Origin of the sequence: Candidatus Thiodictyon syntrophicum (assembly GCF_002813775.1) — a bacterium.
In the GTDB taxonomy this organism is placed as follows: domain Bacteria; phylum Pseudomonadota; class Gammaproteobacteria; order Chromatiales; family Chromatiaceae; genus Thiodictyon; species Thiodictyon syntrophicum.
This window is the reverse complement of the sequence record NZ_CP020370.1, coordinates 2,980,102-3,000,514: the sequence shown is the minus strand read 5'-3', so window position 1 is coordinate 3,000,514 and position 20,413 is coordinate 2,980,102. Positions and strand designations below refer to the sequence as shown.

The window sequence follows — 20,413 nt, the reverse complement described above, 5'->3', positions numbered from 1 at the left end:
CGGCGCTCGGCATCGGGTGCGGCGCGCACACCTTCCGCCGGGACGACACGGCATCGCGGTCGCACCGGTGCGCGCGGCGCACCCTACGCCCAGGGGTAGAGACCGGCGCGCCCGCGGACTATGTTCGGAAGCGCGGCGTCGCGGATGGGTTTTTTTTGCGCTGACGATTCGCGCCCAAGCTGCCGCGCCGGCCGGGTGAGCGGTATCATTTTCAGGGGTCGTCCGAAGCGGGTGACTGGTGCAGGAACAAGGCTCCAGGGTGAGCAAGGCCGGGACCCGGGCACGGCACGGCCGAGCCGCCGACGGCGACGGCGGATCACCAGGGGTAACGGCCATGAAGGGAGTGTCCGACACCCCGGAACATGAAAGCCCCCGGCGGGAGGGCTTTCACGGTAACCCGACTTGCGCGCTTCTTCTCTGCGTCTCTGCGCCTCTGCGTGAGATTCTTAAGAGGTCTCGCGCAGAAGAGGTTTCACGCGGAGGCGCAGCGGCGCAGAGTCGGTGACCCGCGACGCTCGGGTAACCCGCGAGGCCTCGTCGCGGCTGAAGCCGCTCCCACAGCATCGCTGCGCGACTGTCACGGTAAAGCCTGCGGCGGCCGTCAGAGGGCGACCACCTCTGCCCCCGCAAAGCCCGCGGCCTCCGGCAGCCGCATGTCGCCCGCGCGAATGACCTGCACGCAGGCCGCAACGACTTGCGGGTCATACTGGGTGCCCTTGCCCCGCTCGATCTCCGCCAGCGCCATCTGCATTCCCAGGGCGATACGGTAGGGACGGTGTGAGGACATGGCCTCGACCACGTCGGCGACCGCCAGGATGCGCGACTCCAGGAGCATCGCCTCCCCGTGCAGGCCGTGCGGATAGCCCGAACCGTCGATGCGCTCGTGGTGCTGCAGGATCATCTGCGCCAGGGGCCAGGGGAACTCGATGTCGGCGAGGATCTGGGAGCCGGTCGCCGCGTGTTGCTGGATCAACTGATACTCGATGGGGGTCAGCCGGCTAGGCTTGCTGAGGATCTCGGCGGGCACCGCGATCTTACCGATGTCATGGATCATGCCGCCGAAATAGAGCCCCTCGACCTGCCGCTCGGCAAGCCCCATGGCACGCCCCACGGCCGCCGCCAGGGCGGCCACCCGCTGCTGATGGCCGGCGGTATAGGGATCACGCATCTCCACCGTGCGTGTGAGTGCGGCGACCGTGCCCCGCATCGCCTGACCCACCTGACCCAGGTAGCGATTGCGCTCCAGCGTGGTGCGCACCGCGGCGATCCCGTGGACGAGATCCGCCGCCAGTTCCTCCAGCAGTTGCACCTCCTCGCCATCGAAGGCCTCAGCGCCCGCCGCCCAGACCGTGAGCACGCCGAGCACCTCCCGGTCGTGGATAAGGGGCAGGGCGATGTCGGTGTCGACCCCGGCGACCTGACCCGCGGTGCCGACCAGGGTCCGGCCATCGCGCAGCGCGCGACCGGTGAGGCTGGCGCGGACCTGCTCCGGGTCGCGCGCCCATTGAGCCAATTCGCGCAACGCCGTCTGGCCCCCGTGGGCCGCGCCCGTGCGCAGCCCGCCGGGGCCGTCCGGGTCCGGATAGGCCACCCAGACCAGCGGGTACAGCCCGACCTCGACCAGGTCACGGCAGACGCTCTGGAGCAGGTCCTCCTCGCAGCGCGCCCGCACCAGGTCCTGGTTGCAGGCCGACAGGGTGCGCAGGGTGCGGTTCAGCCGACGGATCCGCACCTCCCGCTCGATCCGCTCGGTGACGTCCTCGTAGAGCGCCACCACCTCGCCGGTACCCAGACGGTAGACCCGGTTCTCGCGCCAGCCGCTGATCCGGCCATCCCGATAGAGTGCGGGGGTCAGTTGCTCGGCCGCACCGGTGCGCGCCACCCGCCGCAAGGCCTCCAGCAGGCCGATGGCCGCGACCCCGGGAAAGACCGTCTCCAGATCGCGCCCCAACAGGTCCGCGCGCGCGAGACCCTCGATGCGCTCCACCGCCCGGTTGACCGAGGCGATGGTGAAGGACTCACCGGTCGGGTCTGGTCGATAGATGGCCACCCCGCTGCCCATGGTCTCGAACAACTGATGGTAGCGCTCCTCACTGTCGCGCAGTGCCGTCTGCGCCTGGGTGTGCCGGGTTCTCGCCCCCCGTTCCTCCAGGGCGCGACTGACCGCCGCGGGCAGGCGTGCCAGGCGGTCCTTGAGGATGTAGTCGGTGGCACCGGCCTTGATGCTCGCGACCGCCAGTTCCTCGCCCATGGCGCCGGTGACGAAGATGAAGGGGATGGTCGGCGCGTGCTCGCGACAGATCGCCAGCGCGCGCAGCCCGTCGAATCCGGGCAGGTGATAGTCCGCCAGGATCAGGTCCGGTTGGAATCCGTCCAGGGCCGCGACCAGGGTCCGCTCCTGATCCACCCGCAACGCGACGAATGCGATTCCCGCCTTGCGCAGTTCCCGCTCGTTGAGTTCCGCATCGGTGGGCGAGTCTTCCACCAACAGCAGGCGCAGGGGTTCGCTCACGACGCCGGCCCGACCCCCGGGGGCACCCGATTGATCAGCATCCAGTACAACCCCAAATCGGCCACGGTCCGCGCAAACTCCTCGAAGGCCACCGGCTTCGACACGAAAAGGATATCCACCGCGACGTCAGTGATCATCTGGACCTCCCGGCAGGCTGAAGCGGAAGCATGCGCCGGTGCCCGGATGGCCCTCGCCCGCCACCAGGCCGCCGTGTTTTTCGATGTAGCGTTTGACGATGGCCAGCCCCACCCCGGTGCCCTCGAACTCGTCCATGCCGTGCAGACGCTGGAACAGACCGAACAGTTTGCCGGAATAGGCCGGGTCGAAACCCACACCGTTGTCGCTGGCACAATAGTGTGTCGCGTCGGCCTCCTGCCGGCCAGTGATCTCGATCAGGGCCGGGTCGCGCGACCGGCTGAACTTCAGGGCATTGCCCAGCAGGTTCTGCCACACCTGACGGACCGCGCCCGGGTCGCCCCAGGCGGGCGGCAACTCGGCCAGGCGCAGTTCGACCGCCCGCCCCGCCCGCTGAGGCTCCAGACCCTGCCAGACCTCCAGTACCAGGGCCTTCATGTCCAGCCTGACCAGCCGCAGGGTCTGGCGCCCGGCGCGCGAGAAGGCCAGGATGTCGTCGATCAGTTGCCCCATCCGGCGGGCGTTGTCGCTGACCACCCCGAGCAGCCGCACCCCCTCCGTGTCCAGCCGGGGGGCATAGTCCTCGCGCAGGATCGCCGCGAAACCGTCGATGGCGCGCAAGGGCGCGCGCAGGTCATGAGACACTGAATAGCTGAAGGCCTCCAGGTCCGCGTTGGCCGCCACCAACTCCGCGCCGCGGCGCTTCAGCGCCGCCGTGCGCTCCTCCACCAAGGCCTGAGACGCGCGCAGCCGACCGGTCATGCCGTTGAAGGCCGCGGCCAGGCGACCGAGTTCGTCGTCACGCTCGCCCGTCACCTCGTGGGCGAGATCGCCGCCCGCGACCCGGTGCATCCCGGCGCCCAGCCGGTCCAGTCCGCGCAGCAGGCGCCGACTGAGCCAGGTCAGCAGGGTCACACTCAGGAGCGTCAGGGCCGCCAGGGCGACGAGGACCAGGTGATCGGCACGGCGCTGGATCAGGACCACCTCCTGGTGCTCGCGGCTCGCCAGGCGCCGCGCCTTGAAGCGCAGGTCCTGGACCTTGACCAGCAAGGCCCCCGCCACCTGCTCGCGGCTGACGGCGGTCCCCTCCAGCAAGAGTCGGAGCGCATGAAGTCGAACTCCTCGAACGACACGCCGTAGGGGGGTGCCAGGAGCCGCACGGCCGCCACGGGGGCCTCCACCAGCGAGCGCTCGGCGCGCACCAGTGCCCTCAGGACCCCCTGGATGGCACCCGGCTCCTGCCGGGCGAAGGCCTGGGGTGCCAGCAGGAGGAAGGGGCTGACCACCAGACCGGAGAAGGTGAAGACCTGCGCCTGGTCCCCCAGCGTCGTCGCCAGATTGCGGATGTTCGGCTCCCACAGGGCCGCCGCATCGACCGTGCCGGCGAGCAGGGCGGGACCGACCTCCTGGGCCGGCAGGTAGACCTGGGTCAGGTCCGCCGGTGTCAGGCCTTGAGCGGCCAGAAACATGTCCAGAAAATAATGGGCGGACGTGGCCTGCGGCACGGCGATACGGTGTCCGCGCAGGTCCGCGGGCGCCCCGATACAGTGGTCGCGCCGCGCGACGATGCGGTCGGCATCGCCCCCAGAGGAGATTTGGGCCAGGATACGGAAATCGCCGCGGCGCAGGGCCTGATACACCACCGGCGGGACCGCGGCGGTCGCCAGGGTGCAGTCGCCGGCCATCATCGCCTGGAGCGCCTGAAAACCGCTTGGGTACAGTCGGGTCTGCACCTCGAGACCCTCGGCCGCATAGAAGTTCCGGAGCCCTGCCAGCGGTACCAGGGCCGAGGCCGGACTGCCGTAACAGATGACCAGGGGTGCGGCGGCCGACGACTGCGTCGGCGCCACACTGAGGGCCAGGGCCAGGGCCAGGGCGAGCGTCCGGCGCAACCGCGGCCAGGACGCATCGTTTGGAAAATAGGTGCTCATCGTCGTTGCCCGTCCGCCGAACCCAAGCCTCGGTACTTCGCATCTCGACAGTATAAGTGCATCAGGGTCAGCGGGAGATCGGAAGTCCCGCGTCGCGCTCAGGAGCGGCTTGGTCGGCACCCGCGGCGCCGACCTGGGTCCAGACCCGGCGCGCGCGCTCCCGCCAGGCGCGGGGGCCCGTCAGGGACCCGTCCGCACCGAGCCGCACCTCGATGGCGCCGCTGACCCCGGTGTCGAGCGCCGGGATGCCGCGCGCCGCCACCCGCTCGCGCACCTCCCGGGATGGAAAGCCGAAGTGGTTCGCATAGCCCGAGGCATAGAGCACCCAGCGCGGCGCCACCGCGTCCAGAAAGGCGGCGCCGGTGGAGGTCGGGCTGCCGTGGTGACCGGCCACCAGCACATCGCTCGCCAACCCTGGCCCCAGGCGCTGCACCAGGTCCGACTCCGGGCGCTGCCCCAGGTCGCCGGTGAGGAGGACCGAGCGCCCGCCGGTTTCGACCCGCAGCACACAGGAGGCGTCGTTGCCCCGCGGCGCGGCGGACCCGTCCGGCGGCACCGCGGGATACAGGATGGCGAAGCGTACCCCGGACCAGGTCCAGCCGTCCCCGGCCCGGCAGGCCTCAACACCCGCAACCCCCAGGGCCGCGGGCTCGCCGCTGCGGACCAGTCCCACCGGCAGGCGCTCCAGCAGGGCCGCCGCACCGCCGGCGTGGTCGCGATCGGCATGGCTGACCATCAGCACGTCCACCCGCGTCACCCCGGCCGCCGTCAGGAAGGGCGCGACGACAGCGGCCCCGGCCGTGAAGCCGCTGTCGAACGCGGGGCCGGTGTCGAAGACCAGGGTGCCGTCCCGCGTTCGCAGCACGGCCGACAACCCCTGCCCCACGTCCAGCAGCGTGAACCAGAGCTCGCCCGGTGCCGGTGCCGGCGGGCGCACCAGCACCAGCGGCAGGAGCAGCGGCAGACCCAGCCAGCGCCCCGGCAGCCCCCGCGGGGCCAGGAGCAGCCCCACCCCCAGGAAGGCGAAGGGCCAGACCCAGGGGGGACCCAGCGGCAGGGCGACGACCGCCCAGGGGAAGGCAGCGATCCAGGCCAGGGCGGCGAGGCACCAGTTGAGGAGCTGCGCGGTGAGCACCAGGGGCAGGGTCAGACCCGGCACCAGGCTGAGCAGCGCGCTGCCCAGGACCAAGGGGAACAGGATCAGGGTAAAGAGCGGCTCGGCCACCAGATTCACCAGCGGCGAGATGGCCGACACCCGCCCGAACAGGAGCAGCAGCAGCGGCAGCAGCCCCACCGCCACCGCCCATTGGGCCCGCCCCAAGCGGCTCCAGAGGTCGCGCCGCGGCAGCCGCTGCCCGAGGTTGAACAGCAGTACGGCGACCGCGGCGAAGGACAGCCAGAACCCGAAGGACAGGGCGGCGCGGGGGTCCCACAGCAGGACCCCGGTCAGGGCCAGGATCAGGGCGTGCCAATGGCGCGGGGTGCGCTCCCACACCAGCACCGCAAACAGCACCGCGGCCATGATCAGGGCGCGCTGGGTCGACACCGAGAACCCGGCCAGGGCGGCATAGGCGAAGGCCGCGCCGAAGGCCCCGAGCGCCGCCGCCCGCGGGGCCGCCAGGGTCAGGGCGCAGGACGGACAGCGCGACCAGAGGGCGCGGATCAGAAAGAAGGCGACGGCGGCGATCAGACCCAGGTTCAGCCCGGAGATCGCCACCAGGTGGCTGGTGCCGGTCCGGGTCATGGCCTCCCAGTCGGTCCGCTCGAACCCGGACTGATCCCCGGTCACCAGGGCCTGCACCAGCGGCAGGGAGCGCACCGGGCCCAGCACCGCGGCCAGGTGCTCGTTGAAATTCTGGCGCAGGCGCATCAGCCGATAGGGGCCTGGGCCGGGATCGAGCCGCTGGGCGCCCGCCCCACGGCGGACCGTGCCGGTGGCCTTGATGCCCTGCTCGAAGAGCCAACGCTCATAGTCGAAACCGCCCGGATTGCTGAGCCCGTGGCGCGGTTTGAGCCGCACCGGCAGGCGCCAGCGCTCACCGGCGCGCAGCCGCTGGGCCTCCTCGTACCAACTCAGGCGCACCAGGCCGGTAAACGGCAGGGGCGCGCCGTCCGCCGTGTCCGCTTGCTCGACCTCGAACAGGAAGCGGCGCGCCTGACCCAGGTCAGCGGGCAGCGAGGCGATGCGCCCCACGAGTGTCAGCGGCGCCCGTGCCAGTCGCTCCGGGAAGGGGTTGGCGAGTTGGACCGCGGTGTGGACCTGGGCATAGAGGACGCCGACCAGCAAGGCCGCAACCGGGCGGCAGAGCCCGGGCCGCCGGAACATCGTCAGGATGGCCGCCAGGACCGCATAGACTCCCGTCGTCCAGGTTGGCGGCAACTGCGGCAACAGATAGAAGCAGGCGACCCCGAGCGCGAAGGCCAGACCCAGGGGCGCGAGCCCGGACCCGGACCCCGCCGGGACGCGCGAGGATGGCCCTTCAGACAGCGTCTTCGCCTGCTCCATACCCGGATGAGCACCTGTGGAAATGGCTGGAGCGGATCATGCCCGATTCCGCAGAAAGTCGCATCCGCCGTCCAGGAACCCGACGCGGACCGACGCGCTCGGCACCGCTTCGGGTTATTCTTTGCCTTGAAAGTCAGACCGGGCAAGGGTGGGAGCGGCTTGCGCCGCGACGCGACCGCACCAGCCGCCGTGGCCTCGTCGCGGCTGAAGTCGCTCCCACGCCCGCCTTTCATCGGCTGGTCTTGCTTGCCAGGCCCGATTCGACAACGCCCGTTCGCCCCAGGAGACCCGCAATGTCCTACAGTCCACCCGGCCACCCGCTGGAAGTGCTGCAAAAGCTCAACCTGGACGAGGCGTTCGGCCCCAAAGACCCGCGCTTTGTCGATACCGATGCGGCGCGCGGCGGGGTCGGCACCCAGCGCAATCTGGCACGCAAGTTCGGACTCGATCTGGAGTTGGACCTCTTCTTCCCGACCCGGAAGCGGCACGTACTGCTGTTCGGACCCATCGGCAGCGGCAAATCCACCGAACTGCTGCGCCTCGACGACACCCTGAGGCAGGGCAAGCGCCTGCTGCCGATCCTGCTCAATGTGCGCAGCGAGATCGACATCAACAACCTCCAATACGCGGACGTACTCATGGCCATGGCCATGGCGGTGGTCCGGGAGTTGGAAACACAAGGACTCGACATCCCCGCGGCAAGCTCAAGGCGCTCGAACAGTGGTTCGCCGAGCAGGTCCGCACGGACGACAAGATCAACGAGCTGATGGCCTCGATCACCAACGAGGCTGGCGCGGAGTTCGGCATCCCCTTCCTGGCCAAGTTGACCGCCCGGCTCACCGCCGCGTTCAAGACCTCATCGGTCTACAAGGACTCCCTGCGCGAGGTGGTGAAGAAGACCTTTACCCAGTTCGCCGATGCCTTCAACGCCTTGTTCGAGGCCGCCGAGGAGACCCTGGCGGAGCGCGGCCTGGCCGAGCGGCTGTTGCTCATCGCGGACGGCACCGACAAGATCCCGCTGGACGATGCCGAGCGGCTCTTCATCCACGAATCGGAACAATTGCTGGCGATCCAGGCCCTGGTGCTCTATACCGCCCCCATCACGCTGAAATACGGCGGTACCAGCGTCAGCAAGCTGGATACGGACGAGGTGCTGCCCATCATCAAGCTCCAGCAGCGCGACGGTGGGCGCCATGAGGCCGGCTGGCAGACGATGCGGGACCTGCTCGCCAGGCGCATCGAGACCGCGACCTTTGCCGACCCCGCCCTGATCGACCGGCTGATCGAATACAGCGGCGGTCACCCACGGGAACTGCTGCGACTCCTGCGCATGGCGTGCGAGCTGACTGAATCCGAGCGGATCGAGGCCCCGACGGTCGAGCGGGCCATCGACAAGCTGGCCGCCGATTTCCGTTACTGGCTCCAGCCCGCGGACTACAAGCTGCTTGCGGAAGTGGATGCCAGGAAGGGGGCCCACGTCGGTAACGACGAACGCACCCGCAATCTGCTCTGGCGCCTGGCCCTGCTGCACTACAACGACGGCTCGTGGCGCGCCAGCCACCCGGTGGTGCGGCGGCTGGAAGGCTATCAGGAGGCGTTGCGCGCACTGGCACCAACGCCGGCCAGGCACACGGGGCCGACCGGGCGTCGCGGAACCGGCAAAGGCCGCTCATGATCGCCTCCCCCGCGGCCGACCCATTCCAATTCGACTACCGGCGACACCTCGCCGCCCAGGACCTGCTGCCGCAACACCAGGAGGACTTCCAGCGCCTGGTCAAGTTGCTGCGCTTTGCCCCGCGCTTCCAACTGCTCTTCGCGCGCATCGCCGACGAGTCCTATCGGGGCCTCTTGATCGGCAAGCTGCAAGACCTGCTCGCGAGCGCCGGCCGGCCGGTCCACACGGCCGATCTCGCCGACGACGAGCGCTTTCCGGACTTCGAGGCACTGGAGACCTGGCTTGCGGCCCTGGGGCAAGGACAAGCGGTGATCCACCTGGTGAACACCGGCCACTGGCTGCAAGGACCGCGGCTACAGTCACTGAACGTGCGACGCGATGCCTTGGCGAAGCGGCTCGATGCCGCCCTGCTGTGGTGGCTGCCCCCCGCGGCCCTGGAGCGGGTGGCGCGGGAGGCGCCGGACGCCTGGTCCTGGCGCGCCGGGGTCTTCGATTTTGTGGCGGCGGTGCCGGAGCAGCGCATGGGCCTTGCGAATCGGCCTAAAGTCTCATTAGACATAGGCCCCCTGACCCTGGCCCAACGCAGCCGGCGACTCGCCGTCTTGCATCAGCAACTGGATGGGGAGGAGGCCGCCGCGATCCCGGATGATTTGCGTTTGCTTCTGCTCATTGAGCAGGGCGATGTTTACGAGTCCCTCGGCCAGTGGGACCTGGCGCAGCGGGTATTGCGAGAGGGGGCGCTGCCGCTGGCAGAGCGCCTGGGCGACGTGCGCGCGAAGGCGGTGACGCAGAGCAAGATTGCCGACATCCTGGAAGCGCGCGGGGAGTTGGATGCGGCGCTGCGCATTCACACCGAGGAAGAACTGCCCGTCTTCGAGCGGCTGGGCGACATGCGGGCGAAGGCTGTGACGCAGGGAAAAATCGCCGACATCCTGCAGGCGCGCGGGGAACTGGACGCGGCGCTGCGCATCCGTACCGACGAACAACTGCCGGTCTACGAGCGCCTGGGCGACTTACGCGAGAAGGCGGTGACGCAGGGCAAGATCGCCGACATCCTGAAGGCACGCGGGGACTTGGACGCGGCGCTGCGTATCTGGACGAAGGAACAACTGCCGGTCTTCGAGCGCTTGGGCGACGCGCACGCGAAGGCGGTGACGCAGGGCCGAATCGCCAACATCCTGCAGGCACGCGGGGAATTGGACGCGGCGCTGCGCATCCGCACCGAGGAGGAACTCCCGGTCTTCGAGCGGCTGGGCGCCGTGCGCGAGAAGACGGTGACGCAGGGCCGAATCGCCGACATCTTGGAGGCGCGCGGGGAGTTGGACGCGGCGCTGGCCTTACATGATCAGCGGCTGCCGATCGCACAGCAGATGGGGGACATCCATATCATCGCCCATATCAAGTACTCGATGGCCCAGATTCGACTCCAGCGCGGCGATCTTCAGACCGGCGGATTTCAGCAAATCCATGACGACTTGGCCGAGTCATTCGAGATCATGCGTAAACTAGGCCGGCCCGACGGCATCGGCGCCGTTGGACAACTGCTCGCTCAGGTGCTCGCCATGCGCGGGGAGAAGGGCGAGGCACTGGAGGTGCTCGATCAGGCGGAGTCGGCCTACGTCAAGCTCGCCGACGACCAAGGTGTCGCCCGGGTGCGTTCGCTCCGCGAGGCGATTGCGGCCGGGACCTGAGACGTGAAAATCGCCGGGGCGGCGGTCGGAACCGCGTATCATCCTCCGTTCCAGAGGGGGCCCATCCCTAACAAGCGATAGGAGCCGCCGCCACCGACCGTGCAGGCCAGACGCTTGAGGCCGCGCGTTCGGACCCCGCCCCGGGAATCAGGGACGCCCCCCGTTACCGCGCCGCCTCCCGTCGGCTGCCCTCCCGCTCAACCCTAGAAAGCCCCCGGATAGCGACGTGAAAAAACTGCTCAAGCGGATCATGCCCGATCCCAGGACCATCCTGGAGAGCCGCCACCTGTCCGTCTTCGGCAAACGCATCCATGACGCGAACCTCTGGCACCTGAACCGCCGCTCCGCCTCCGGCGCCGTCGCCGTCGGGTTTTTCGTCGCCTATATGCCGCCGTTCGCCCACATGCTGGTGGCGGCGGCCCTGGCCATCGCGCTGCGCGTCAACCTGCCGGTCACCCTCGCGGCGGTGTGGCTCAACAACCCGCTGACGCTCGCGCCCATCTCCTATTCGGCCTATGCGGTAGGGTCCTTGGTGATGGGGGTGCGCCCCAAGGGCTTCGACCTGGACTTCTGGATCGACCCGCACAACTGGCTCGGGGTCCTGACGCCGTTCCTGATCGGCAGCCTGGTGTGTGCGCTGCTGTGCGCCGCACTGGGCTATTTCGGCGTCCAGGCCCTCTGGCGCTGGACCCTGCGCCGCGAGATCGCGCGGCGGCGGCAGCGTTATCAGCAGATGCGCGCTCAGGTAATCGCGGCGGCCCTGGTGTCGGCACCGGTCGTCAGCACCCCGTCGTCCAACCGCCAGACCTGATCCATGCGCGCCGCCAGCGTCGGGTCATGGGTCACGATGACGAGCGCGGTACCGAAGTCCGCATTCAACTCCAGCATCAGTTCGTAGACCTGGCCGGCCGTGTGCCGATCCAGATTGCCCGTGGGCTCGTCCGCCAGGAGGCAGGCGGGACGGGTCACCAGGGCGCGGGCGATGGCCGCGCGCTGGCGCTCGCCGCCCGAGAGTTCCGACGGCTTGTGGGTGCCGCGGTGCCCGAGACCGACCCGCACCAGGATCGCCTCCGCCTTGATCCGCGCCTGCACCGCCGAGTCACCGCCGATCAGCAGCGGCATCGCCACGTTCTCGATCGCCGTGAACTCGGCGAGCAGGTGGTGGAACTGGTAGACAAAGCCCAGATGGCGGTTGCGCAGCCGGCCGCGGCGCACCTCCGAGAGCTTGCCGACATCCTCGCCCAGCCACGCGACCAGGCCGGTGGTCGGCCGCTCCAGCCCCCCGATGCAGTGCAGCAGCGTACTCTTACCCGAGCCCGAGGCGCCGATGATGGCGATCCGCGCCCCGGCCGCCACCGCCAGGTCCACCCCGCGCAGCACCTCCACCGCCTGGGGACCCTGGCTGAAGACCTTGCCCAGACCAGCGGCGGCCAGCACCGGCGCGGCCGTCAGGGGCGCGCTGTCATCGTCCCCCGGCGCGGCGGTGCTATTCATAGCGCAGCGCCTCCGCGGGCTGGGTGTTGGCGGCGCGCCAGGCCGGATAGAGGGTGGCGACGATTGACATCACGAAGGCCGAAACGGCGATCACCACCACGTCCTGCCAGTGGACATCGGATGGCAGTTCACTGATGTAATAGATGCTCGGGTCCAGGAAGCGGACACCGAACAGGGTCTCGATGCCGACGATGATGGGCTCCAGGTTGAGGGCCAGGAGCACCCCCGTGACCACCCCGAGCAGGGTTCCGATGAGCCCGATGGCGGTGCCCTGGACGATGAAGATGCCCATGACGCTGAGCGGCGAGGCCCCCAGGGTGCGCAGCACGGCAATGTCGGCACGCTTGTCCGTGACCGCCATCACCAGGGCCGAGACGATGTTGAAGGCCGCCACCGCCACGATCAGCGACAGGATGACGCTCATCATCCGCTTCTCGATCGCCAGGGCGCGGAAGAAGTTGGCGTGGACCTGGGTCCAGTCGACCAGCCGGTAGAGGCCGCCCAGGTCGTAGGCGATCTCCCGCGCCTGCCGGGGCGCCTCCCACATGTCGGTCAGCTTCAGGCGCACCCCGGACACCGCGTCCCCGAAGGCCATCAGCTTGGCGGCGTCGTCCAGTTGGATGAAGGCGGCGCTGCGGTCATAGTCCGCCATCCCGACGGAGAAGACACCGCTCACGGTAAAGCGTTTGAGCCGGGGCATGACCCCCACCGGGGTGGCACTCACCTGGGGCGTGACCACGGTCACCTTGTCCCCCGGCACCACGCCCAGGAACTGCGCCAGGTCCCGCCCCAGGACGATGTTGAAATCCCCGGCCTTCAGATCATCCACCGAGCCGTGCACCATATCCCGGCGCAACTCCGCCACCTGATCCTCCTCCACCGGCACGATGCCCCGCACCAGGGCGCCGCTGACGTTGGAGGGACCGACCAACATGGCCTGGACCTCCACGAAGGGCGCAGCGCCCACCACGTCCGGATGGGCGCGGACCTTCTCGAGCACCTCGCGCCAGTCCGCCATCCCGCCCCCGTTGGGGTCGCTCAGGGTCGCGTGCGAGGCCATGGACAGGATCCGCTCGCGGATCTCCTGGTGGAACCCGTTCATCACCGACAGCACCACGATGAGCGCCATGATGCCCAGCATGATCCCCAGCATGGAGATCAGCGAGATGAAGGAGATGAAGTGGTTGCGGCGCTTGGCGCGGGTGTAGCGCAGGCCGATGTAGAGCGGTATGGGATGAAACATGGTCCGCATTTTAACCACAACGGGCGTCGCACCGTGCGGAAATTGCCGCCGTGCGGCGGCGGGGCGCGCCTGCCGGCCCCGGGGAGATCATGATTCCGGCCACATCGAGGGTGGCATCCGTCGCGGCCTGGGGGCCGCTCCTACGCCGTAGGAGCGGCCCCCAGGCCGCGACGGGTTGCCGCAAGGGCGTGTGGCCGGAGCAATTATCAAGGCCCGCACGACGGCCCCGATCAAGCCCGTAGGGTCCGCTGTGCGGACCAACGACCTGCCCGCGCGCACGACGTGCGGGACCAAGGCCAAGGTCCAGTCCCTGCCCAGCGCCGGCGCAGTGCTACGCTACGCACAAACCATCGCAAGGCACGGCCCGTCCCCGCAGAGAGGAAACACTGGCATGAGCGACGACGCGCAGCATGAAACCGCCACCACCGGCCGCTTTCCCCCCTTGGCCCGCTTCAACTTCGCACTGCGCGCCCTGGACGACATCGCCCTGCCCGACTATCCCGGGTCCGCCTGGCGCGGCCTGCTCGGCCACGGACTGCGCCGCACCGCCTGCGTCACCCGCCAACCGACCTGCGCCGGGTGCCTCCTCATCCACCAGTGCGTCTACTCACTGATCTTCGAGACCCCGCCGCCGCCCGCGCACGACAGCGCCGGCTTCACCGCCATGCCCCACCCCTTCGTGCTCGACCTCGACCCGCAGGCGCCCCGTCGCTACCACAGCGGCGCCGCGCTCGCACTCGGCATCACCCTCATCGGCCCGGCGATCGGCCAGCTTCCCTACCTGATCCACGCCCTGACCGCCGCCGGGACCCAGGGCCTCGGGTGGGAGCGCGGCCGCTTCGCGCTGGAAGCCGTCCAGCGCGAGACCGCCCCCGGGACCGCGCTCTGGGAGACGGTCTACGACACCGGCAGCGGCGCCTGCCGACAGGGCCAGGTGCCCCCGCTGAACCCGCCGCCGGCCCCCGCACTGGTCCGGCTGCGCCTGCTCACCCCTCTGCGCATCAAACACCATGGCCGCTTCATCGGACCCGAGCAATTCACGCTCACCGACCTCTTGCGCCACCTCTACAATCGCTTGCAGCGCCTGGCCCTGATGTACGGCGGCCAACCGCAGACCTTTGATTGGCCAAAAGCCCAGGCCCTGCTCAGCGGCCTGCGGTTACAGGACCCCGCCTTGACCTGGCACGACTGGACCCGCTATTCATCCCGCCAACAAACGCTGATGCAACTGGGCGGCCTCATGGGCGACCTGGTCATCGGCGGCCCCGCCCTGAGCCAGGTCTGGCCCGAACTCTGGTTCGGCCAATGGGCCCATGTCGGCAAAGGGACCGCCTTTGGGCTCGGTGCCTATCGGCTGGAGGCGATCGAGAACCGCCAGGCGCCATCGGCGTAGGGTGCGCCGTGCGCACCTTCAGAGGCGGCGGTAAAGCGAAACGACCTGAGTCTTGACCGCCGCCCGGCGCGTGCGTCGCATCCCACGAATCGACCGACATCGATCATAACTCCGGCCACCTCGAGGGTGACATCCGTCGCGGCCTGGGGGCCGCTCCTACGGCGTAGGAGCGGCCCCCAGGCCGCGACGGGTGGCCGCAAGGGCGCGTGGCGGAGTCTTGATCAAGGCCCCGCGCCCGTAGGGTCCGCTGTGCGGACCAACGACCTCGCAACAAGCCCTGTGGCGGAGATCATGCCCATGGCCCAAGCGACCCCCAACCGCTTTTCAAGCGCCAAATCCGCGCGTATTATCCAGTGACGGATCAATAAAAACCCAAACGGATCGGCCCCCTTGACGCCGACGCACCCCCCCGGCCACGCCAGCAACTCATCCGCCGCCCTCCCCAGGGCGCGCGCCCCTATTGCAATTGTTTCCTGTGTGGGCGCCGTCGGCACTGGTTCAGTTTGGTTCTTCCTTATCCTTATGTTTTTGTAGTATTTTTATAACCTGGGCTGTCGAACTCTAAGGACCTCATCCCACGAGAGTCCCTGCTGGAGAATCCCCAGAGCCACCGCAGGAACCTGTTTTGTCGTGAAGTGGCTGCGAATAAAGTTATGGACAATCCACAACATATCCAATGTTCTTTGCAAACCAGAAATGCTCTTCGCGTACGTATTCGTTCGGCGGCGATAAGCAGAATTCTTTCGCCGAAATGAAGCGTTCGATGCTTCCAAATGATTAGCATGAATATCGGCTGGCGTCACATCTTGATCGGTTTCTGGATGCTCCGGATGAGGGGTTTCGTATTTGGGACGCGAGTGCCCCGTTCTATCAGTTCCTTTCCCTTTATTCTTAAGGCGCACCTTCACACCGCGACGAAGCACTTTCGGTGGGCGGCCGCGTTTTCCGGTTCGCAATACTTCGTGGCAAATTTCAAACAGGAGATTGCCATACCGACGTTCCCCGTCGGTGACTAGAGTGACATCGCCAGTACGCAGGATGACATCTCTAAGTATTTGTATGGCATATGAAAATAGGCTGCGATCCTTTTTCCCGCACTGAAGCGCCCAGATAAATCGACTTGCCCTTTCCATCAGTACGATCGTCCAGCCTTCACAATCCTCCGGGGGGACATTCCTATTCACTTTCGTATAAAGCTCATCACCTTCGATCAGTTGCTCAATAAAGGTGTGCGTCAGGGCATATATGACCAGCACATCCTTGCAATCGGCCAGGCGACGCTCCCATAGGAGCAACGTATTCTTCGCAATCGCGAAGGCCCGGCAGGCGGCGTTCAAGCCGATCCCCTCAGTGCGCGTTTTGAGCACTTGAATGATGAAGCTGGTCGGTTTCCTGAGCCCCTCGATAAGGGTGGCTTTGGTCTCGGAAAAGAGCCTATTGCAACTTTGACATCGCCACAGCAAACGCGTACCGTTATGACCGGTTTGATACGTCTTGTGATGCCGACAATTCTGTGAATTGCAATGAGGGCATGTCCATTGTCCGTTCAAGAAGTTCTCACTTATTCAAAAAGTGACGGAAACCCGCGCCGAACTAGATATATTACATATATTTCAATGTCTTGTAAACAGGAATTAAACTGAACCAGTGCCGGAGCCCGAGAGGGCGTACGAAGCTCAGCGAATCACGGGCCGCTATTGTTAGCCTGCGCTGCGGTTGTCCACCGCAGTACTGCACGACGGAAATACTCGGACCATTGGTCGGACCGCGACCGTAGGGTGCGCCGAGCGCACCATGGCGCCGTCCGAGCCCTTGGCCGCGGCGATCAACCGCAGCCTCTAGGGTGCGCACGGCGCACCCTACGCCAATGGCGTAAGTAATTGCGTCAGGTGGTATTAGCCTGCTTGCTTCGCCCTGCCGTGATCTTCATTCCGGCTATGGCCGCTCATCGTGCAAGGCGCCCGAACCTAAGTCCAGCAGTTACTCATGCCAAGGCGGCCTTGATCATTATTACCGCCACCTCAAGGGTGATAGCCATCGCGGCCGGGGGGCCGCTCCCAATGCCGTTAAGTCAAGCCACGCCGGCTCGCACGCCCCTGCGTGGGAGCAAGGGCGGGTGCTGCGCCTCTGTTAATAAGACGGGACGCGGAGCGCCCGCCCGGCATTCCCACGCAGGAGCGTGGGAACGAGACGCCCGCACCGGAGCGCCTCGCGCTTGACTGAACGGCAGTGGGGCCGCTCTTGCGCCGTAGGAGCGGCCCCCGGCCGCGACGGGTTGCCGCAAAGGGTAAATGGGGGTAAATGGGTCAGTACCGAATGGCACTGACTTAAGGTGCGACATCGATAAATCAGTCGCTTACATGCGGATCGGCAAGCAGTCACTTGCTCGCTCAGTCGAGCACCTGCGCAATGCTGTCCGCCGTCAGGATGCGCTCCGACCAGATCCGCAGGTCGTCGCTGTCGGCGGTCTCCACCCGGTCGCGACAGCGCTGCGCGACGTCCGTGCCGAACTTTTTCTCGATCTGCCACAGGAGCAATGCGGCCTCGCCTTGCTGGACCCCCTGTTGGACCCCCTGTTGGACCCCCTGCCGGACCCCCTGCTGGCGCCCCCGCTGGAGCCCCCGCCGAAGGCCCTTCTTGATTCCCGCACGTTCGACCGTCGTGATATAGGGCATCTGCTTGCTCGTCTCGAAGTCGTAGAGGTCTTTGCGAAAGGCGGCCTCGGCCTGCGCGGGTAGCCGGATCATCCAGTCGATGACCCGAAACAGCTCCAGGACCGTGCCGCGGTCGTAGCCGCGATCATACATCAGCCGGATCAAGCGTAGCTTCCAGGCCCGGCGCTGGTCCGCATCGCCCCGGTCCTTGGCGCGAATCTGGGCCATGACCACCAGCGCGAAGCGGTTGTCGCTCCGCTCCAACTCCGCCCAACGCGCGGGCCGGTCCCAGTCGAGCAGCTTGGCGACGGGAAAGCGAAAGTCGATGGAGCAGCCCCAGAGGCTCTCCCGGTAGCGCTTGGGGCGGAAGCGCGGGCTTACGTCGGCGAGGACCGCGAGGCTCGCCACCGGTGCACCGCGGGCATCGCGCAGCCGATGGTTGTAGACGAACATGCGCTGGGCGTTGCGCCGCCTCCGGCTCGCCCTGCACCTCCACATGCACCAGGACGCAAGCGGGGCTGCCGTCGCGGCGCGCGACCGCGACCAGCTTGTCCACGTAGCGCCGGCCGGTCTCGGCATCGCGCACGATGCGCTGCAACTCCTTGTCCAGGAAGCTATGCCCGCGCGTCCAGTCGATCTCGGCATGGATGTGCGGGAACAAGAGCGCCAGGAAATCGGGGAAATAGCGCTCCAGCGCCTCCTTCCAGGGGCTGTCGTGGTCGCTGGGTGTTGCGGCGCTGTTGCTGTCGGTCATCGGCGGCTCGGGGTCCGATCAGTCTGGGCCCTAGTCTAGCAGCCTGTCGGACTTAACCCGAGAGCAGATAGCGATCGGCGGCGAATGTTCAACGGTCGGGCCGCCGCCACCCCTCCTGAAGCACCGACCGGGCCGCAGTCGACAACCTCTGGGGCTGCGGCTTAAGTCAGTGCCATTCGGGTCAGTACCCTTATACAGGGAGTAAAAGGGTCAGAGGGAGTAAAGGGCCTTGATCGTCGTTCCGGCCAGCATCGACAGGAGTGAGGTCTTACAGTGGCGGTCCCACACCGCACGGCGAGCGCGAAACCAAGACATTTAGACAGGATTAACAAGATTTACAAGATGTTATTTGTTTCCAATCTTGTAAATCTTGTTAATTCTACTTTGTCACCTTAATTCGGTGGCGCTGAGTGCAAGGATACGGATATTTCGACCAATCCAGCATAAGGCGTTATAAATCATATATTTGCAATTAATGCAGCGAGTCGAGCGCCAGATTCTATTTTGAATAGGGGATATTTTCCCCGTCGATAATATTAATATAATCAAAGCGTTGGACAAGGTGACAAAGTAGAATTAATCCTGTCAAGAAATTTCGGAACCGGGCAGGGTCGCGGCCGGAGCCATGATCAAGAGGTAAAGGGGTCAGGTAAAAGGGTCAGGGGGGGTAAAGGGGTTAGTACCCTTCACGCGGATAAGCCCGACCGAAGACCCGAATTGAAGGGGATTAAGACGCCCGGGGCTGGGTAATATCCTCGGTAGTAGGAGCCCGACCGACGACCCAAATGGAAAGGGATTAAGACAAACGAGCACGAGAGGTTTCCCTCCTGCACGCGGTTCGGGCCTTGCTCATCGTTTCGGCCGCTGTCGCGAGGTCTCACACCGGAGGTCGAGGCTTTACCGTGAAAGTGCGTAGTCAGGCCATCCTGGCCTGACGGTGTCGGGGCTGGAACGGTCAGGGCTGGAAGCCCTGACTACGCCGCCCCGCACGCTGGCCATCGAGCTAGCGGTCGAGAGGACTTTCATGTTCCGGGGTGGCGCGGGTGCCATGACCGTTAGCCGGACCCGGGGCGCGCTGACGCGCCGTCGACCGGCTAAAGCCTCGACCTCCTGTCCCCTGCGGCCGGAACGACGATCAAGGCCCGCACAGCGGACCCTACGGGCACAGGGCCGTAAGGTCCGCTGTGCGGACCGACTCCCCCGCAGCACACCAAAGGGCCCCAACCACGATCAAGGTCACACCCCCCGGGCCCGGCCTAAGCCCGCCCCTCTATTTTTTGCGCCGGCAAGCGATCGACTGCTGTTACTCTAGGCGCCTCACGCCCGCCACCTCCAGAGCAACCCCCTTGTCGCTCGACCCCTCCACCTTCGCCGCCTTGTCAAGCGCCGCCGCCGTGCGCAGCGTGGGCATCGTCCACCGCGGCGAGCAGTGGGAGGTCTGGGTCCGTGTGGGTCAGACCCTGGCCGAGTCCGCGTCGCACCCGATCCACACCACGCCGGGGGAACGGCACCACTGGTCGAGCATCGACGCCGCCTATGCCTTCGTGCGCAACCAGGGCTATCGCGGCACCGTTGAAGTGGACGATGCCATCGCGGCTGCCGGTGTTGGTGCCGGCGCGGCCCTCGCCACCACCCCCGAACCCCTGCCGGCGCCCCGGCAGGTCGTCCCGGCCGTCTCAGGGCCGCCAACGCCCCAGGGTAGGGACAAGACGAACACCCGCTCCCCGCTGACGCTGACTACGCCGCCGAAGAAGTCCACGACCACGCCCGCCAGGACCACCACGGGCCGCCCCCGGCCGCTCAGTGGTCCCCATCGCTCCACCCGCCCTGGTACGCGACCGGCGCCCAAGGATCCCCAAGGTTGAAATCGGCGCGATGAGGTCGTTGTCGTTGTCGTTGTCGTTGTTATCGTAGCGCATCGAATTCTCTCGTGCGCCACAGTGCATCGCTTCTCCGATTACGATTACGACAACGACAACGATCGTCCAACGCAATGCCATTAAGTTAAGCTCCGACGGTGCGGCTTCTCGTTCCCACGCTCCGCGTGGGAATGCCGGGCGGGCGTTCCGCGTCCGGTCTTGGCGCTGGACGCGGAGCGCCCGCACTTGCTCCCACGCAGGAGCGTGGGAGCCAGAATGGCTAGACTTAATGGCATTGTCGTTCAACGCCCTCCCCCGCCGTCGGCAGTAAATGGCGCTGGGTGGGTGTGGGAAAACGGGCCAGGGTCAATGATGCAGACCGGCGCCGGAGCAACGGGCAATTCGGCCTGGCCCCGTCCCTCCCCCCACCCCCAGATCGCCCGACTCCGCCGCCGGCGCGCTTGCCCGGTGTCGTTGGAACGGCTAACATCCTGGCGATACCGGGTTTCGGACGGCAGAACTTCAATTCGGACGGCGCCCCCCTGCCGACCGGCGAGCAGGTGTGG

The 20,413-nt window shown here is 67.1% G+C and carries 15 protein-coding genes; 6 read left to right on the top strand and 9 right to left on the bottom strand.

What is annotated here, in order from left to right; all coding sequences use genetic code 11:
- Positions 1 to 601: 601 nt before the first annotated feature.
- The 5 genes from THSYN_RS12660 to THSYN_RS12640 form a co-directional block, all read right to left on the bottom strand.
- Positions 602 to 2,512 (bottom strand): HD domain-containing phosphohydrolase, encoded by a 1,911-nt coding sequence (locus THSYN_RS12660; RefSeq protein WP_100919465.1) that lies wholly within the window; start codon positions 2,510 to 2,512, stop codon positions 602 to 604.
- Positions 2,509 to 2,649: a hypothetical protein gene (locus tag THSYN_RS12655; RefSeq protein ID WP_216644823.1), complete on the bottom strand. Its 141-nt coding sequence runs from the start codon at positions 2,647 to 2,649 to the stop codon at positions 2,509 to 2,511. The genes THSYN_RS12660 and THSYN_RS12655 overlap by 4 nt, the downstream gene beginning before the upstream one ends.
- Positions 2,639 to 3,739 carry a sensor histidine kinase gene (locus THSYN_RS12650; protein WP_236848943.1) on the bottom strand — a complete coding sequence of 367 codons (1,101 nt, stop codon included), beginning with the start codon at positions 3,737 to 3,739 and terminating at the stop codon, positions 2,639 to 2,641. Before THSYN_RS12650 ends, THSYN_RS12655 begins: the two co-directional genes overlap by 11 nt.
- The gene (locus tag THSYN_RS35895) at positions 3,622 to 4,578 is read right to left on the bottom strand and encodes an ABC transporter substrate-binding protein (RefSeq protein WP_100919463.1); all 957 of its coding nucleotides are present in this window, start codon (positions 4,576 to 4,578) and stop codon (positions 3,622 to 3,624) included. The genes THSYN_RS12650 and THSYN_RS35895 overlap by 118 nt, the downstream gene beginning before the upstream one ends.
- Before the next feature lie 67 nt (positions 4,579 to 4,645).
- Positions 4,646 to 7,084, bottom strand: a complete 2,439-nt coding sequence (locus THSYN_RS12640; protein WP_100919462.1) for a DNA internalization-related competence protein ComEC/Rec2 — start codon at positions 7,082 to 7,084, stop codon at positions 4,646 to 4,648.
- Between the two features lie 293 nt (positions 7,085 to 7,377).
- Here THSYN_RS12640 and THSYN_RS35285 point away from each other — a divergent pair, with 293 nt between their 5' ends.
- The 4 genes from THSYN_RS35285 (at position 7,378) to THSYN_RS12625 (ending at position 11,261) form a co-directional block, all read left to right on the top strand.
- The gene (locus THSYN_RS35285; protein ID WP_216644745.1) at positions 7,378 to 7,851 is read left to right on the top strand and encodes a hypothetical protein; all 474 of its coding nucleotides are present in this window, start codon (positions 7,378 to 7,380) and stop codon (positions 7,849 to 7,851) included.
- On the top strand, positions 7,851 to 8,759 hold the full coding sequence (locus THSYN_RS35280) for a hypothetical protein (RefSeq protein ID WP_216644744.1): 909 nt from the start codon (positions 7,851 to 7,853) through the stop codon (positions 8,757 to 8,759). The genes THSYN_RS35285 and THSYN_RS35280 overlap by 1 nt, the downstream gene beginning before the upstream one ends.
- Entirely contained in the window at positions 8,756 to 10,450 is a 1,695-nt protein-coding gene (locus tag THSYN_RS12630; RefSeq protein WP_100919461.1) for a hypothetical protein, read from the top strand. Before THSYN_RS35280 ends, THSYN_RS12630 begins: the two co-directional genes overlap by 4 nt.
- Positions 10,451 to 10,676: 226 nt before the next feature.
- Entirely contained in the window at positions 10,677 to 11,261 is a 585-nt protein-coding gene (locus tag THSYN_RS12625; protein ID WP_216644743.1) for a DUF2062 domain-containing protein, read from the top strand.
- Here THSYN_RS12625 and THSYN_RS12620 read toward each other — a convergent pair.
- The gene (locus THSYN_RS12620) at positions 11,192 to 11,944 is read right to left on the bottom strand and encodes an ABC transporter ATP-binding protein (protein WP_172965271.1); all 753 of its coding nucleotides are present in this window, start codon (positions 11,942 to 11,944) and stop codon (positions 11,192 to 11,194) included. The two genes, THSYN_RS12625 and THSYN_RS12620, sit on opposite strands and share 70 nt — an antisense overlap.
- The gene (locus tag THSYN_RS12615) at positions 11,937 to 13,187 is read right to left on the bottom strand and encodes a lipoprotein-releasing ABC transporter permease subunit (RefSeq protein ID WP_100922400.1); all 1,251 of its coding nucleotides are present in this window, start codon (positions 13,185 to 13,187) and stop codon (positions 11,937 to 11,939) included. The genes THSYN_RS12620 and THSYN_RS12615 overlap by 8 nt, the downstream gene beginning before the upstream one ends.
- A gap of 391 nt (positions 13,188 to 13,578) precedes the next feature.
- On the opposite strand from THSYN_RS12615, the gene cas6 reads away from it, so the two are divergent.
- Positions 13,579 to 14,580 carry a CRISPR system precrRNA processing endoribonuclease RAMP protein Cas6 gene (gene cas6, locus THSYN_RS12610; protein ID WP_100919460.1) on the top strand — a complete coding sequence of 334 codons (1,002 nt, stop codon included), beginning with the start codon at positions 13,579 to 13,581 and terminating at the stop codon, positions 14,578 to 14,580.
- Between the two features lie 539 nt (positions 14,581 to 15,119).
- Here the strand turns inward: cas6 and THSYN_RS12600 are convergent.
- Together THSYN_RS12600 and THSYN_RS12595 are read right to left on the bottom strand one after the other, a co-directional pair.
- On the bottom strand, positions 15,120 to 16,130 hold the full coding sequence (locus THSYN_RS12600; RefSeq protein ID WP_100917404.1) for an IS1 family transposase: 1,011 nt from the start codon (positions 16,128 to 16,130) through the stop codon (positions 15,120 to 15,122).
- An 840-nt stretch (positions 16,131 to 16,970) separates the two neighbouring features.
- The gene (locus tag THSYN_RS12595; RefSeq protein ID WP_236848879.1) at positions 16,971 to 17,687 is read right to left on the bottom strand and encodes a hypothetical protein; all 717 of its coding nucleotides are present in this window, start codon (positions 17,685 to 17,687) and stop codon (positions 16,971 to 16,973) included.
- A gap of 1,647 nt (positions 17,688 to 19,334) precedes the next feature.
- Here THSYN_RS12595 and THSYN_RS12590 point away from each other — a divergent pair.
- Positions 19,335 to 19,853: a hypothetical protein gene (locus THSYN_RS12590; protein ID WP_100919458.1), complete on the top strand. Its 519-nt coding sequence runs from the start codon at positions 19,335 to 19,337 to the stop codon at positions 19,851 to 19,853.
- Positions 19,854 to 20,413: the final 560 nt, after the last annotated feature.

What these genes read in the sequence shown, in the direction of transcription:
- THSYN_RS12615 (WP_100922400.1), bottom strand. Translation starts at nt 13,187, where the DNA reads ATGTTTCATCCCATACCGCTCTACATCGGCCTGCGCTACACCCGCGCC.
- cas6 (WP_100919460.1), top strand. Translation starts at nt 13,579, where the DNA reads ATGAGCGACGACGCGCAGCATGAAACCGCCACCACCGGCCGCTTTCCC.
- THSYN_RS12640 (WP_100919462.1), bottom strand. Translation starts at nt 7,084, where the DNA reads ATGGAGCAGGCGAAGACGCTGTCTGAAGGGCCATCCTCGCGCGTCCCG.
- THSYN_RS12620 (WP_172965271.1), bottom strand. Translation starts at nt 11,944, where the DNA reads ATGAATAGCACCGCCGCGCCGGGGGACGATGACAGCGCGCCCCTGACG.
- THSYN_RS35280 (WP_216644744.1), top strand. Translation starts at nt 7,851, where the DNA reads ATGGCCTCGATCACCAACGAGGCTGGCGCGGAGTTCGGCATCCCCTTC.
- THSYN_RS35895 (WP_100919463.1), bottom strand. Translation starts at nt 4,578, where the DNA reads ATGAGCACCTATTTTCCAAACGATGCGTCCTGGCCGCGGTTGCGCCGG.
- THSYN_RS12630 (WP_100919461.1), top strand. Translation starts at nt 8,756, where the DNA reads ATGATCGCCTCCCCCGCGGCCGACCCATTCCAATTCGACTACCGGCGA.
- THSYN_RS12655 (WP_216644823.1), bottom strand. Translation starts at nt 2,649, where the DNA reads ATGATCACTGACGTCGCGGTGGATATCCTTTTCGTGTCGAAGCCGGTG.
- THSYN_RS12595 (WP_236848879.1), bottom strand. Translation starts at nt 17,687, where the DNA reads ATGTTCGTCTACAACCATCGGCTGCGCGATGCCCGCGGTGCACCGGTG.
- THSYN_RS35285 (WP_216644745.1), top strand. Translation starts at nt 7,378, where the DNA reads ATGTCCTACAGTCCACCCGGCCACCCGCTGGAAGTGCTGCAAAAGCTC.